Source organism: Serratia myotis (assembly GCF_027474885.1).
Lineage (GTDB): Bacteria > Pseudomonadota > Gammaproteobacteria > Enterobacterales > Enterobacteriaceae > Serratia > Serratia proteamaculans.
In genome coordinates, this window is record NZ_CP099708.1 from 34,528 (window position 1) to 47,911 (window position 13,384).

Genomic DNA, 13,384 nt, shown 5'->3' on the forward strand with positions numbered 1-13,384 from the left:
AATTGGGACATCGTGCCGCCATTTACTGCCGGGTTTCAACAGCGGATCAGTCTTGTGAACGCCAGGAATTTGATCTGCGAGCCTTCGCCGGCCGTGCCGGCTACGACGTGGTGGGAATATTTAAGGAAACAGGTTCAGGAACTAAACTCGACCGGGCCGAGCGAAAGAAAGTCCTGGCGCTTGCCCAGTCCAGACAAATTGATGCAATCCTGGTCACTGAGCTTTCCCGGTGGGGGCGCTCGACGCTCGATCTGCTCAATACGCTACGTGAACTGGAGAACTGGAAGGTTTCCGTGATAGCCATGAATGGAATGGCGTTCGATCTTTCGTCGCCGTATGGACGAATGCTGGCGACGTTTCTTTCCGGCATTGCGGAGTTTGAGCGGGATCTCATCAGCGAGCGGGTCAAGTCAGGCCTTGCTGTTGCGAAGGCACGTGGTAAGAGGCTTGGTCGTCAGGCCGGAGTGCGACCAAAATCAGACCGACTTTTGCCTAAGGTGGTTGCGATGAGGGCCGAGGGACGCAGCTATCGCTGGATCGCACGCGAGCTCGGTATCAGCAAGAATACCGTCGCTGACATCGTGCAACGACACAGAGCTAACGCTTAGGGTGTCATTTCGCCCTCAGCCGGAACCGACCCCTGATACGGCACTACACGTTCAACGAAACCGACCTGTCGGTGATCCGTCAGCGTCGCGGCGCCGCGAATCGATTGGGCTTCGCTGTGCAGCTTTGCTACTTGCGATTCCCTGGCACCTTTTTGGGCGTCGATGAGCCTCCGTTTCCGCCCCTGTTGCGCATGGTGGCCGCGCAACTCAAGATGCCAGTGGAAAGTTGGAGCGAGTACGGCCAGCGCGAACAGACACGGCGGGAGCACTTGGTCGAGCTGCAAACGGTTTTTGGGTTCAAGCCCTTCACCATGAGCCACTATCGGCAAGCCGTGCATACATTGACCGAGCTGGCCTTGCAGACCGACAAAGGCATCGTGCTGGCGAGCGCACTTGTCGAGAATCTGCGGCGGCAGAGCATTATCCTGCCCGCCATGAATGCCATCGAGCGCGCAAGCGCCGAGGCCATCACCCGTGCCAACCGACGCATTTACGCGGCGCTGACCGATTCTTTGTTATCACCCCACCGTCAGCGCCTGGACGAACTTCTCAAGCGCAAGGACGGCAGTAAAGTGACGTGGCTGGCATGGCTGCGCCAGTCGCCTGCCAAACCGAACTCTCGCCACATGCTCGAACATATTGAGCGCCTGAAATCCTGGCAAGCACTTGATCTGCCCGCAGGCATCGAGCGGCAGGTTCACCAGAACCGCCTGCTCAAAATCGCTCGTGAAGGTGGCCAGATGACGCCTGCTGATCTGGCAAAGTTCGAGGTGCAACGACGCTATGCCACGCTGGTAGCGCTGGCCATCGAAGGCATGGCCACCGTCACCGATGAAATCATCGACCTTCACGATCGCATCATCGGCAAGCTGTTCAACGCGGCCAAGAACAAGCATCAGCAGCAGTTCCAGGCTTCCGGCAAGGCGATCAACGACAAGGTGCGGATGTATGGGCGCATCGGTCAAGCGTTGATTGAGGCCAAGCAAAGCGGCAGCGATCCGTTCGCCGCCATCGAGGCCGTTATGCCCTGGGACACCTTCGCCGCCAGCGTCACCGAAGCGCAAACATTGGCGCGGCCTGCCGACTTTGATTTCCTGCACCACATCGGTGAAAGCTATGCCACGCTACGCCGCTACGCGCCGCAGTTCCTGGGCGTGCTCAAATTGCGGGCTGCGCCCGCCGCCAAGGGTGTGCTCGATGCCATCGACATGCTGCGCGGCATGAACAGCGACAGCGCGCGCAAGGTGCCCGCCGATGCGCCAACCGCATTCATCAAGCCGCGCTGGGCAAAGCTGGTTCTGACCGACGACGGCATCGACCGGCGTTACTACGAGTTATGCGCCCTGTCGGAGCTGAAGAACGCGCTGCGCTCCGGTGATGTCTGGGTGCAGGGTTCTCGCCAGTTCAAGGACTTCGACGAATACCTGGTGCCGGTCGAGAAGTTCGCCACTTTGAAGCTGGCCAGCGAATTGCCGCTGGCAGTGGCCACCGACTGCGACCAATACCTGCATGACCGGTTGGAATTGTTGGAGGCGCAACTCGCCACAGTCAACCGCATGGCTGCGGCCAACGACTTACCGGATGCCATCATCACCACCGCGTCAGGCCTGAAGATCACGCCGCTGGACGCGGCAGTACCAGACGCCGCGCAAGCCATGATCGACCAGACAGCTATGCTGCTGCCGCACCTCAAAATCACCGAGTTGCTGATGGAGGTCGATGAATGGACGGGCTTCACCCGCCACTTCACACACCTGAAGACCAGCGACACGGCCAAGGACAAAACCTTGCTGTTGACGACGATCCTGGCCGACGCGATCAACCTGGGTCTGACCAAAATGGCCGAGTCCTGCCCTGGCACCACCTACGCCAAGCTGTCTTGGCTGCAAGCCTGGCACATCCGCGATGAAACCTATTCGACGGCGCTGGCCGAGCTGGTGAATGCGCAGTTTCGGCAACCCTTCGCCGGCAACTGGGGTGACGGCACCACGTCATCGTCGGACGGCCAGAACTTCAGAACCGGCAGCAAAGCAGAAAGCACTGGTCATATCAACCCGAAGTATGGAAGCAGTCCAGGACGGACTTTCTACACCCATATCTCCGACCAGTACGCGCCCTTCAGTGCCAAGGTGGTCAACGTGGGCATTCGTGATTCAACTTACGTGCTTGATGGCCTGCTGTACCACGAGTCGGACTTGCGCATCGAGGAACACTACACCGACACGGCAGGCTTCACCGATCACGTGTTTGGCTTGATGCATTTGCTGGGATTTCGCTTCGCGCCGCGTATCCGTGACTTGGGCGAAACCAAGCTATTCATCCCCAAGGGCGATGCCGCCTATGACGCGCTCAAGCCGATGATTAGCAGCGACAGGCTGAACATCAAGCAAATACGCGCCCATTGGGATGAAATTCTGCGGCTGGCCACCTCCATCAAGCAAGGCACGGTAACGGCTTCGCTGATGCTGCGCAAACTCGGCAGCTACCCGCGCCAGAACGGCTTGGCCGTGGCGTTGCGCGAGCTGGGGCGCATCGAGCGCACGCTGTTCATTTTGGATTGGCTGCAAAGCGTGGAGCTGCGCCGCCGCGTCCATGCGGGGCTGAATAAGGGCGAGGCGCGCAACGCGCTGGCCAGGGCGGTCTTCTTCTACCGATTGGGTGAAATCCGCGACCGCAGTTTTGAGCAGCAGCGCTACCGGGCCAGCGGCCTCAATCTGGTGACGGCGGCCATCGTGTTGTGGAACACGGTATATCTGGAGCGTGCCACCAGTGCTTTGCGTGGCAACGGTACGGCGCTGGACGACACATTGTTGCAATATCTGTCGCCGCTGGGGTGGGAGCACATCAACCTGACCGGCGATTACCTATGGCGCAGCAGCGCCAAGGTCGGTGCGGGGAAGTTTAGGCCATTGCGACCGCTGCCACCGGCTTAGCGTGCTTTATTTTCCGTTTTCTGAGACGACCCCTGCATACCCCACTGATGTTATCGCTCAGTGTGTTCGCTGGTATCTCGCTTATGCCCTGAGCCTGCGTACCCTCGAAGAGATGATGGCAGAGCGCGGTATTCTTGTTGACCACTCCACTCTGCATCGTTGGGTTATAGATGATGCAGTTTTACCTGAAGCTGGCGCATGTCATACCGTTCGCCCGTGTCAAGGTCTTCGATGTGCCAGTCTGGTGGAAACTGATCCAGGATCTGCATTGCCTCCTGCAGATGCTCCTCAGTCAGCCCTTTGCCGTCAATTTCAGGGGAAAAATGCGTCAATGAGGGCGTTGAACTCATCGTACCTCGGAGGTGAACGGTCTGCAGGAACGGCGTGCCGTCCTCATCGATCCAGTCTTCGTCTCCGGCTTCATCAATAACTAACAGCCTTACGTTGTTTGCGCTGGCGATGGTAGCCATTACTGGAGACTGCGGTATAATCTCTTGAGTATCAGACGCCTGCACGTCTGCATATGGGGTGGCGGCGGTAACGGGGGTGTTGCTGACCGCCTTATACCCCAGCTAAGTGATAAGACTTGGGGGGTTACCTGCTTGCGCAGCGGCAGTGAGTCGCCCCACTGCTCACGTACCTCACTCAGTAGCCGATCGCGTTCGGCGAGCACTTCCCGCAGTACCGCCAGTTCGGACTCCAGCTGTGTCACCGTTGCCAAGGCAGCGTCGCGTTCCTGGTCGGCCCGATCGATGCCGTAGTCAGCCTACTTGGGGGCAGTTTGGATATCGAAAATTATTTTACGTTATGGATATTTTTTGACCTTTTAGATTTTGCTAGGCTTCAGCCTAGGGGGTTGAAGGCCAATTCCGCTTTTTTACTCTGAAAATAAGCAATCTGAAAAATACATGCACCACACAGTACCTGGATGATGGACAGCCAGTGCTGCCCACCGTCTGATAACGCTAGAGAGCTGGCCTCAGCAGACCGTATTTACGTTCACGCTGTTCAAAAGCAAGATGTCCGCCTTCCAGCACGTTGCAGATGGCCTGACGCATGGTGTTTCCGTGCGCCAACTCTCCTGCTTCCAGCGCTCCGCAGCGATAGGTGATCACCTCATCATTGTTGCTGGCCACCAGAACCTGCTCAGCGTCGCAGTTCACTACCAGATTGGCATTGTGAGTCACAATGATGACCTGCCTGTACTGCTTTATCTTACGGAACAGTGGGACGAGATGGTGCATGATAAAGTCGTTATCAAGGTCGTCCTCGGGCTGGTCGAACACAAAAGGTGAACCAAACGGATCAGTAGCGAGCTTGAGGCAGACATAGAACGTACCTCTTTGACCAGCAGAAAGCTTTTCGACGGTCTTACCTTTATAGGTAAACTGCGCCTTGACGCCCAGATAGGCGGAGATCCTGTCCGGACTGAACAGGTGGGCCAGAAGCTCGTGAGGCCCCGCACTGTTAAAATATTCCTGCTTCCACAACAGATTATTCAGAGACATGTCTGTCATTGTCTGTTTGTCGTCCTGAATCTTCAGGATATTTTCATTGCTGATCAGGCGAGTGTAATCTTCAACGGAGTGAACGTTGAAAAGTGCTGCAAGTTTGTCGGTCTGGGTTTCACCCTCCCTTGAGGCGCGAAATTTTCCACCGTTCATGCATCTTAGGGCACCCGCATAAAACGCATCCCGGTCAAACGTCACCTCACCATAAATCCCGATATCCTGCAGGATTTCCACCACAAGAGTCTGCTGATCAGCAGTATAATGCTCCTTAGGTTCAGTAAGGGCATTGAACGCCGCATCCACCGTTTCCTTTTCCTGCCGGATATGTGATAGAACACGATTAATAAGCTCTTTTCTGTTCTCGAGATTTTTCTTACCCAGTTCCAGCCTGCGCTGCGACTCTTCACGCTCAAGTTCAGCACGGTTAATCATCTGCTGATATTCGGTGACTTTATCGAGAAGACCGGATATGTCTTGTTCTATTCCCTGTTGCCGGAACTGATTAATAATATCATGATTTATCGCTCCCTTTACTTCAGATTCTGACTTCGCCAGTATGATCTTATTATTGATAACGCCACGCTGTGGTTCGAAGTTGACATGAGGTATGACGTGTTCTTCAGCTCCCTTCGCATTGATGAAGTCAATTTGGTCGTTTAATTCGCTTTCTTTATCTGATAATTGTTTAAGGAAGTTATTTAACCAGTTTAGATTAGAGTTAATATTCGAAAGGCTTTTACCATTTTCCTGAAATATTCTAATTAGTTCGCGATTTTTCTCGCTGGTCAGTGTATCAATATGTTTCTGTACAGCAGAAATAGTCGAGGTATGATATTCCTCGCGGTTTATAAACTGACCTTTCTCATTCTTCATATTGAAGAATTCGAACAGGCTGCGGAATTCATTCAGGTTCGATTCCAGCTCGTTTCTGAGCGGTACAGGGAAGGACTGGGGGGGAAGACGGAGCATTTTCTTTATCTCATCGCTGATTTTTTCAGGCTCCTGACACAGATCCTTAATTTCACCCTGAGAAACGTGAAGATAGCTGTAAGAGTTATCAATGCCGTCAAACTCCTTAAACTCCCCATCTGTTTTACTGAGCTGGACAGAAAGCCGTTGCGGCGATACAGGACGTGCGCGTACGTTTTCAGGGCGTGATGGCGTAAACCGCGACTGCAGGCCATCCAGTATCAGGCTCTTACCGGTACCCCGGCCGCCGATAATAGCGACCATGTCCTCATTAAGTGGAATTGAAAGCTTTTTGAAGCGGATTTCCTGACCATCAAAAATCTTCCCCTCGACCTCTATTCTGCTGAAATGCACTTTCGCAGTGCGCTGCCGCGGCCAGTCTTCCTCAAGTTTCAGGCGGGCCTCTGGTTCTAGCAGCGTCTGGCGGAGACCTTCAAAACTTGGCTTTGCTTTTACCCAACTAAATAACGTGCCTGTTTTCTCAAGGCCATGTGCATCTGAACACCTGAAGACCGGTTTTTTATTAGCGCCGGGATAGCGATCTGTCATTAAGAAAAACTTCCTAACAGGTAGAGAGTCCTGAGAGCTGTCGAGAATTATATGCCCCTCACGATCTATCTGTGTTGCCACCTCTTTGGATCGCCCCTCACCGTTTGGCCTGTAGCCACCATAGCCATTTGGACAGACAGCTATAATGGCTTCGCGGAAAAGTTCAAAATGCGAAGAAATATGTTCGCAAAGAGCTTCGAAGTTGACAGTGATTTCGGAAATACTTTTTCCACTTTCTTTCAGACTCAACTCTGAACAATAAACAGGTCTGCCTGCGGCAGATTTCGTTGCTATCGTCAGGTTTGACAATACCTGGTTTATCTTAAAGGTCGGGATTTTTTCAGAGAATAAACAATGGATGTTTATCCAGTCTCCCTGTTTGTTTGGTTGTGCGAGACGGAATTCTACATTTGGCAAAACAGTGATATTCAATCCCTGCCTATCTATTTCATCTCGTATGGTTTCAATCTCGTTTTCTGCCAGGAAAAAATAATTTGTCAGACCAATAAGCGTTATTCCTGACTCTCCCAGTTTTTTTATAAATGCCGGAATATCTTCCTGACCTTTAAATGTACTTGCCATCCACGTCATGGGACTGTGAATATGCAAATCCCATTTATTCCACTCAGAGCCTTTCATTTTTTTATTCTCCGTATCCTGCTGTTTACCTGCTGTGTGTGTGCGCTCAATCATAAGCCAGACTTAACAGGCGCACCACAGTAACGTCACGGCTTTGTGGGGCATTACAAACGACGTTTGGGATTACCCGGTTATCGGAACGAAGCACCTTCTAAAATCGAAAGGTCAAAAAATAGCCTAAACGTACAATAATTTTCGATATCCAAACTGCCCCATACTTACGGACCGCCAGCCACTGCAGTCCCAACTGGCCAGTTAGCAGTTGCTGAAGATCAGGCGGTACCACCTTGAATTAGGGTTAACAGGACCGCCCACTGATTGAGCCGCAACTGCGGCTTTTTTCTTCCCTTCGTTTAATTTAGCCCCTCAAAAAGCTAAACGAAAATCTTTAGCTAAAAAAAGGTTTGAATCACAAATAACCATTGTGTAATCTAGCCTTGACAAGGAAAAAGAGTAATAAAAAACTAAACAAAAGGAGTGTCTTTAATGGCAAAACCAGAAACAGATGCGATCAAGGCGTTAAAAGATGCAACGATGATCGGCTTTGGCAAAGTCGAAGAAGCATTAACCCAGCTAAAAGAGACGCAGTCTAAACACGCGAGGGCAACTTACCAGGGAATGACCTCATCCGGGAAATCTCGTTACGTTGCCGCTCTCGTAGCTGAAGTCGGATCACAAGCCGAGGTTAGTCGCATGCTGAACCTTACCCCAGGCCGAATCAATCAGCTCGTAAAGTCTGAAAAAAACCGTAAAAATGGTAAGTGAGGGGGGGCAATCCCCCTTTTTTAACTATTGCAGGCAGAGTGAGTTTTGTTCCACCGAGCTTCAGCCCCAAAACAGTCTTGGCGTGGGATAATTTCCTAATTCCAAGCGGACCACATCATAAACCATCCGGAAATGCCCTGACATCCGTGCGCCAGCGAGCCATTCCATTCCATTGCTCCTTATGTTCGCCAGCGGCCAGCTCCAGCGTCCGACGAAATGCTTTCACGCATTTCCGGACTTCTGTCTTCATGCCTTCGCCTTCCCGCCGGTCAACTCTTGACGCGCCAGGGCCAGCAGTTCGCCCTGCAAGGTCCGGTTTTCCTCTCTTGCGGCCTTCAGCTCCGCCTTCGTTTCCAGCAACTGCGCCGCCTGGTGTTCGTCGGTGGCGGTCAGTCGCGCCACTTGCTCGCGTAGCGGCAGCGCTTCGGCCCGCAGCTCACGGACCTCTGCCAGCAGACGGTCCCGCTCGGTGACCACTTCCCGCAGCACCGCCAGCTCGCTCTCCAGCGTCGCCACCTGCGCCAGGGCGGTGTCGCGCTCCAGGTCGGCCTGCTCAATATCGGCGTCGGCCTGCTCGCGGGCCGCCAGCGCCCCGGTTTCCGCCTGTTTAACGGCCGCCTGCCACAGCAGGGTCAACTGACCGGTCAGCAGCTGCGCCAGCTCAGCCGGCAGCGCCGACACCTGGTCGTTCTCCTGCGCCCGCTGCCGGGCGCGGAACGCGCGCATCACCGGGGAAATGGTGGCCAGCGAGCCGCCGCCGAGGTGGTCGCGTACCTGGACGTTGGTCGGGTTCGGGGTGCCGGCTGCGATGAGGGCCGCCGCGGCGTCCTCAATGCGACGGACCATGTCGGGGGAAGGCAGTTTGCTCATGGAGTGTCTCCGTGGGTGCGTTATATGCACAGTGTATCCTGTGTCTGAAAAATATACAATACAGCCAATACAACCAATACAGTACGATACGGTTAATACATACAGTACGCACAATATAGTCAGTGTCTCTCTTTTTCCAGTCAGATCCGAAAAACGGCATAAGCGGATCTGCACTTTTTCTTTTATGAACGGTTGTATCCCTGTATCCCTGTATCCCTGTATCCCTGTATCCCTGTATCCCGTAATTTTTCTGTACCTCTGTGCATTACAAGCCATTGTTTAACATTCTCAATCGTTTATGCTTTGAGGGTCTGTCAGCACAGCGACAGATACATCGTCCTGCCGGGCATTCTGCCCGGGGGACAAAACATCAAAACGATGGAGATTAAGCCTATGGCTTATGTAAATCCTTACCAGAAAGGCGGTGATCAATATGAGTTTAAAATCAGGGGTAAACCTAAACGACGAAGTTAATCAGACTGTTGAAACTTCTGTAAATGCAGACATGAATGAACAGGACGTGGCAGCTCTCGATAAAATCGGGAAGTTACAGGACGAACAGCTCCAGCGGTACGGAATGACCGTGCCATCAGGAACTGAAGTGTTCCGGCTTCAGCTCGGTAGTCACGGCGGAAGCAGTGTCTTTTTCAATCGTAATGGCGAGGATTGCCGTTACAGTCTTAATGATGGTGAGAATGGCTCCATGTACGTGGCCCAAACTCCTGACACGGCAATGAAGGAAGTGTTTCAGCATAAAAAAGGGCTCAGGGAATCGGATCTCGATAATTACATGATGGGCACCGTAGCTATTGAGAAAGATATCAGGGTCCTTCAGGTCAGTAAGCTGATTAAAGGCAGTGATTTAAGGTTGAATGATGTGACAACGGCAACACGTGCAGTTACTCATCATCTGGCTGAAAAGGTTCATTCAGCAGGGTTTGACGGAATGGAGTTTCCGTCAAATGTCACCGGTGACCCATGCCTTGTTCTATGGCATGACGATCCAGCCGGAACCGGGCTGGCGACAACCCGGAGCCAGACAAGTCTCAGTCAGTTTGAATATCAGGGTAAGGAAGCGGCGGATATTCTTGTTTATGAACTGGGAATTCCTGTTGAGGAATAACTGATAAAGGGGGGGCAAGCACCCCCTTTCATTAAACTGCGTTCTGTGTGCCGTAATTGCGAGCCAGCCGGCGTAATTCATTCATCACTTTTTCATCCGGATTGCCTTTCAGAACGTCGGCGACGGTAAACGTACGTCCTGCAGGTTTCAGGCCATCCAGGACAGTATTTCTCTGTTCCATAAAGAAAGAATATTTCATTCTGTCACTGAAGCTGCTCAGCATAGGCAGCAGTTCGGCCACACCCCGGAGCACACCTTTATCCGAGGTCTCTTCCTCATCAGTGAACTGAAACACCGGGTAATAAAACTCACCGTCAATATCAAGGGCAAGTAACTGATCGGTATCTTTCCAGGTTTTAACAGTGGGTTTACTCTTGCCCACCATTTCTGCAGCTTTAGCTGAGTTGTAAACCCCGCCGTCATTCTCCAGCGTCTGAAGGAAAAGGGCCTTACTGTGTAAACGTCGCTGCTGACGTTTTTTTTCCGGCGTCAGGCTGTTAACCGCACGATTTTCAAGAAACTTCAGGATGGTATCCATGGTAAAAATCGCGTCGGTCTTCCCCATGCTCTCAGGATCAATCGGTGTTTTCCCTGACCGGACTTCCTCTGCCAGATCCTGAAAAAAATTCTGAAGACGCTCTGCAGCAATGCTGTTGCCCATAAAATTATGCATAGTGGAGGAACGATCATTACCGTTTCGTTTTTGGGTTGGTGTGTTCATAAAACCTCCTTTTCGATTTCATGCCTTACATATTACGATAAATCGTTAAGTTGTGCAAGTTTTGTTCTTGCTCCGCTTTTATAGTTTTTAGCTATTAATCTATGTGCTTTTTTTGTTTTTACTTATCACATCATTTTCAGATCCGAGTTCTGGTAGTCCCGGATCCGCTGACCGTTACCCTCCCCCACTACCCCGACAAACACAACATGTGCTACCTGGTCAGTTGGGTATTCTTCTAGATGTTGTGTTTCTCCCCTGCCCGTGACAAGGGGATCCTGCACCGGAAAAGGCCGCTTTGCTTATTCCCTAACCGTGCTACACTTCCGGAAAATCGTTAAATGCAAAAAAATCGGATCATGCCGGGACGGGTATCCGGTAATTGCGCTATGTGGTTATATTCCAGTTAACGATAACTGACGTGATCTTTTCTATAGCTAATAACTATTATTCGTATTATCAATATAGTGATGATAAGGACAGAAATTATATGGAGTTTCCTGAACTGTTGGGCATGGTCTGGGATGAAAGGGATGACAATGTCCTGTGGTTCTACCGGACGAGCCAGCCTACCGATGATGACGCTGTGTCTATGACCTTACTGTTGTTGTTGGACGACGCCGGAGAGGAAGTGGCCCGGCGCCTTTACGCCCCGGGCAGTAATGGATGGAAAATGACCGACTATCCCCGAGATCCTCCTCTGTTCCCCCTGCCGACAAGTGCGATGGCACTTGATCTCTCGGATGAAGAACTGGTGTGTTGGCATATGTCGTTACTGGATAGTGAGTTCGAGTGTCCGGATCTTCGTCCTGCTTGGCTCAATTAGAGACTGTGAGCCTTATGCCGGGCGCATAGCCTGTCGGGTTATGTTAAGGGGCAATTGTTGCCGTTTGAGCCAGGCCGTTATATGGCAACCAGGGCTGACGGGATTTATCATTTATAGAGTCATACAGAGAGGGACTGGCGTTATGGGAAGCATGAAAGACCTGATGCTGGATATTGAAGCGGAACGATTTGATGAATGGCTTGCGGAAAATTACCCGGATGTTGTCCCCGACTCTGAAGAATGGGAGCATGCCGCGAACCTGTACTACTGGGAGCAGGAGGCGCTTGCCGATCAGGCTCAGTGGGATCATGAACACGGGCTGTTTGTGGCTTCCCTGAACAATGTTCATCAGCGTTACCTGCACGCAAATCAGGAGCTGAAGAAGTTATATGCCCTGCTCGATAAAGAGCAGCCTGAACTGGTGTACAGGATGTCGTTCGTCCATGCCGTGACGGTGATGGAGGCGTACCTGATGTACTGCGCCAGGGCCCTGCTGGAACATGACTGGCCTCTCAAACGGTTTCTTGATGAGTTCTACCTGAAATCCGCACCACGGGTAAGTAATAAAGAGAAACTCGCGGCGCGCACAATGGATATTGACCTGTTCAGGCCAGCGGCTCGGAATTATGTTTCCCGAATGACGCTTCATAATGTTAAAACCATTGAGCGCTATTTCGGGACCGTGCTGCACATCCCACCCATCTGGCCGGTTAAGCCGCTGGGCATCATCGCAGACTGGCGAAACGACCTGGTGCACCGTAACGGCGTGGATGAACAGGATGTGCCAATAACGATATCCGCGCAGCAGCTACAGAATGCCCTGCAGAGAGTCTCTGACCTTATAGAGGCTGCACACCAGTCCCTGCGCCTGGAAGTGGGCTATTTCGGAAACTTGCGTAATGAGGAAAACCGGGAAATTATAGCGTCAGCACTGAACATACCTCCAGCCGGAGAGGCCTCCTGATGACCGGGCTCGTTACCCTGGGGCAGCAGCCAGGAACTGCAGCTCAGCTGCCAGTGTCCATCGACTACCCGGCTGCGCTGGCGCTGCGCCAGATGGCACTGGTACAGGACGAACTGCCGAAGTACCTGCTGGCTCCGGAGGTGAGCGCCCTGCTCCACTATGTGCCGGATCTGCACCGCAAGATGTTGCTGGCTACGCTGTGGAATACCGGCGCCCGGATTAACGAAGCGCTGGCGCTGACAAGGGGGGATTTTTCGCTGGCACCGCCCTACCCGTTCGCGCAGTTGGCCACGCTCAAGCAGCGGGCAGAGAAGGCCGCGCGAACCGCAGGCCGGCTCCCGGCCGGCAGCTCGGCACACCGCCTGGTGCCGCTGTCTGATCCGCAGTACGTCGCGCAATTGCAGACCATGGTGGCCACGCTGAAAATTCCACTGGAGCGACGCAACAAGCAAAACGGTAAAATGGAGAAGGCGCGTATCTGGGAAATCACCGACCGGACGGTGCGGACTTGGCTGTACGAAGCAGTAGAAGCAGCTGCCGCCGACGGCGTGACGTTCTCCGTACCTGTGACACCACACACGTTCCGCCACTCTTACGCCATGCACATGCTGTATGCGGGTATTCCTCTCAAGGTGCTGCAAAGCCTGATGGGCCATAAGTCAGTGAGTTCGACGGAGGTGTACACGAAGGTGTTTGCGCTCGACGTGGCTGCACGGCATCGTGTTCAGTTTCAGATGCCGGAACTTGACGCCATTGCCATGCTGAAGAGGAACCTAATCTTGTAGGCTATCTTTAATCCCTCACTGGTGCCAGGCACGCTGATGCTAGGCTGAATACCAGGGTGTATTGAAGTGCTTTCATTTTTAATGATACATATTATGTACACTTTTTGTATCTAAATGGGATTTT

The 13,384-nt window shown here is 52.6% G+C and carries 10 protein-coding genes and 1 pseudogene; 7 read left to right on the forward strand and 4 right to left on the reverse strand.

What is annotated here, in order from left to right; translation table 11 throughout:
• The first annotated feature begins 2 nt into the window (after positions 1-2).
• Together NHG65_RS26065 and NHG65_RS26070 are read left to right on the forward strand one after the other, a co-directional pair.
• Complete coding sequence (locus NHG65_RS26065) at positions 3-608, forward strand: recombinase family protein (RefSeq protein WP_000509966.1); 606 nt, start codon at positions 3-5, stop codon at positions 606-608.
• A gap of 32 nt (positions 609-640) precedes the next feature.
• Positions 641-3,541 (forward strand): annotated as a pseudogene (locus NHG65_RS26070) (Tn3 family transposase); the annotation flags it as partial.
• A 164-nt stretch (positions 3,542-3,705) separates the two neighbouring features.
• On the opposite strand, the gene NHG65_RS26075 reads toward NHG65_RS26070, so the two are convergent.
• Positions 3,706-4,011, reverse strand: coding sequence for a hypothetical protein (locus NHG65_RS26075; RefSeq protein WP_165366496.1), 306 nt, complete (start codon positions 4,009-4,011; stop codon positions 3,706-3,708).
• A gap of 495 nt (positions 4,012-4,506) precedes the next feature.
• Entirely contained in the window at positions 4,507-7,209 is a 2,703-nt protein-coding gene (locus NHG65_RS26080; protein ID WP_128865624.1) for a TrlF family AAA-like ATPase, read from the reverse strand.
• A 486-nt stretch (positions 7,210-7,695) separates the two neighbouring features.
• On the opposite strand from NHG65_RS26080, the gene NHG65_RS26085 reads away from it, so the two are divergent.
• Entirely contained in the window at positions 7,696-7,974 is a 279-nt protein-coding gene (locus NHG65_RS26085; protein WP_128865618.1) for a hypothetical protein, read from the forward strand.
• Between the two features lie 246 nt (positions 7,975-8,220).
• Here NHG65_RS26085 and NHG65_RS26090 read toward each other — a convergent pair whose 3' ends face one another.
• Positions 8,221-8,844: a DNA-binding protein gene (locus NHG65_RS26090; protein ID WP_129942245.1), complete on the reverse strand. Its 624-nt coding sequence runs from the start codon at positions 8,842-8,844 to the stop codon at positions 8,221-8,223.
• A gap of 433 nt (positions 8,845-9,277) precedes the next feature.
• Here NHG65_RS26090 and NHG65_RS26095 point away from each other — a divergent pair, with 433 nt between their 5' ends.
• Complete coding sequence (locus tag NHG65_RS26095) at positions 9,278-9,967, forward strand: RES family NAD+ phosphorylase (RefSeq protein ID WP_128865556.1); 690 nt, start codon at positions 9,278-9,280, stop codon at positions 9,965-9,967.
• Positions 9,968-9,998: 31 nt separating this feature from the next.
• Here the strand turns inward: NHG65_RS26095 and NHG65_RS26100 are convergent, their stop codons facing one another.
• Complete coding sequence (locus NHG65_RS26100) at positions 9,999-10,688, reverse strand: hypothetical protein (protein WP_128865557.1); 690 nt, start codon at positions 10,686-10,688, stop codon at positions 9,999-10,001.
• 487 nt (positions 10,689-11,175) lie between these two features.
• Here NHG65_RS26100 and NHG65_RS26105 point away from each other — a divergent pair, with 487 nt between their 5' ends.
• From NHG65_RS26105 to NHG65_RS26115, 3 genes are all read left to right on the forward strand, one after another.
• Positions 11,176-11,511: a hypothetical protein gene (locus tag NHG65_RS26105; protein WP_129942246.1), complete on the forward strand. Its 336-nt coding sequence runs from the start codon at positions 11,176-11,178 to the stop codon at positions 11,509-11,511.
• 142 nt (positions 11,512-11,653) lie between these two features.
• Positions 11,654-12,475, forward strand: a complete 822-nt coding sequence (locus NHG65_RS26110; RefSeq protein WP_129942247.1) for a hypothetical protein — start codon at positions 11,654-11,656, stop codon at positions 12,473-12,475.
• Positions 12,475-13,260, forward strand: coding sequence for a site-specific integrase (locus tag NHG65_RS26115; protein ID WP_219016820.1), 786 nt, complete (start codon positions 12,475-12,477; stop codon positions 13,258-13,260). Before NHG65_RS26110 ends, NHG65_RS26115 begins: the two co-directional genes overlap by 1 nt.
• Positions 13,261-13,384 lie beyond the last annotated feature (124 nt).

Excerpts from the sequence above, each read along its gene's own strand:
- NHG65_RS26075 (WP_165366496.1), bottom strand. The coding sequence starts at position 4,011 with ATGGCTACCATCGCCAGCGCAAACAACGTAAGGCTGTTAGTTATTGAT.
- NHG65_RS26080 (WP_128865624.1), bottom strand. The coding sequence starts at position 7,209 with ATGAAAGGCTCTGAGTGGAATAAATGGGATTTGCATATTCACAGTCCC.
- NHG65_RS26085 (WP_128865618.1), top strand. The coding sequence starts at position 7,696 with ATGGCAAAACCAGAAACAGATGCGATCAAGGCGTTAAAAGATGCAACG.
- NHG65_RS26090 (WP_129942245.1), bottom strand. The coding sequence starts at position 8,844 with ATGAGCAAACTGCCTTCCCCCGACATGGTCCGTCGCATTGAGGACGCC.
- NHG65_RS26095 (WP_128865556.1), top strand. The coding sequence starts at position 9,278 with ATGAGTTTAAAATCAGGGGTAAACCTAAACGACGAAGTTAATCAGACT.
- NHG65_RS26100 (WP_128865557.1), bottom strand. The coding sequence starts at position 10,688 with ATGAACACACCAACCCAAAAACGAAACGGTAATGATCGTTCCTCCACT.
- NHG65_RS26105 (WP_129942246.1), top strand. The coding sequence starts at position 11,176 with ATGGAGTTTCCTGAACTGTTGGGCATGGTCTGGGATGAAAGGGATGAC.
- NHG65_RS26110 (WP_129942247.1), top strand. The coding sequence starts at position 11,654 with ATGGGAAGCATGAAAGACCTGATGCTGGATATTGAAGCGGAACGATTT.
- NHG65_RS26115 (WP_219016820.1), top strand. The coding sequence starts at position 12,475 with ATGACCGGGCTCGTTACCCTGGGGCAGCAGCCAGGAACTGCAGCTCAG.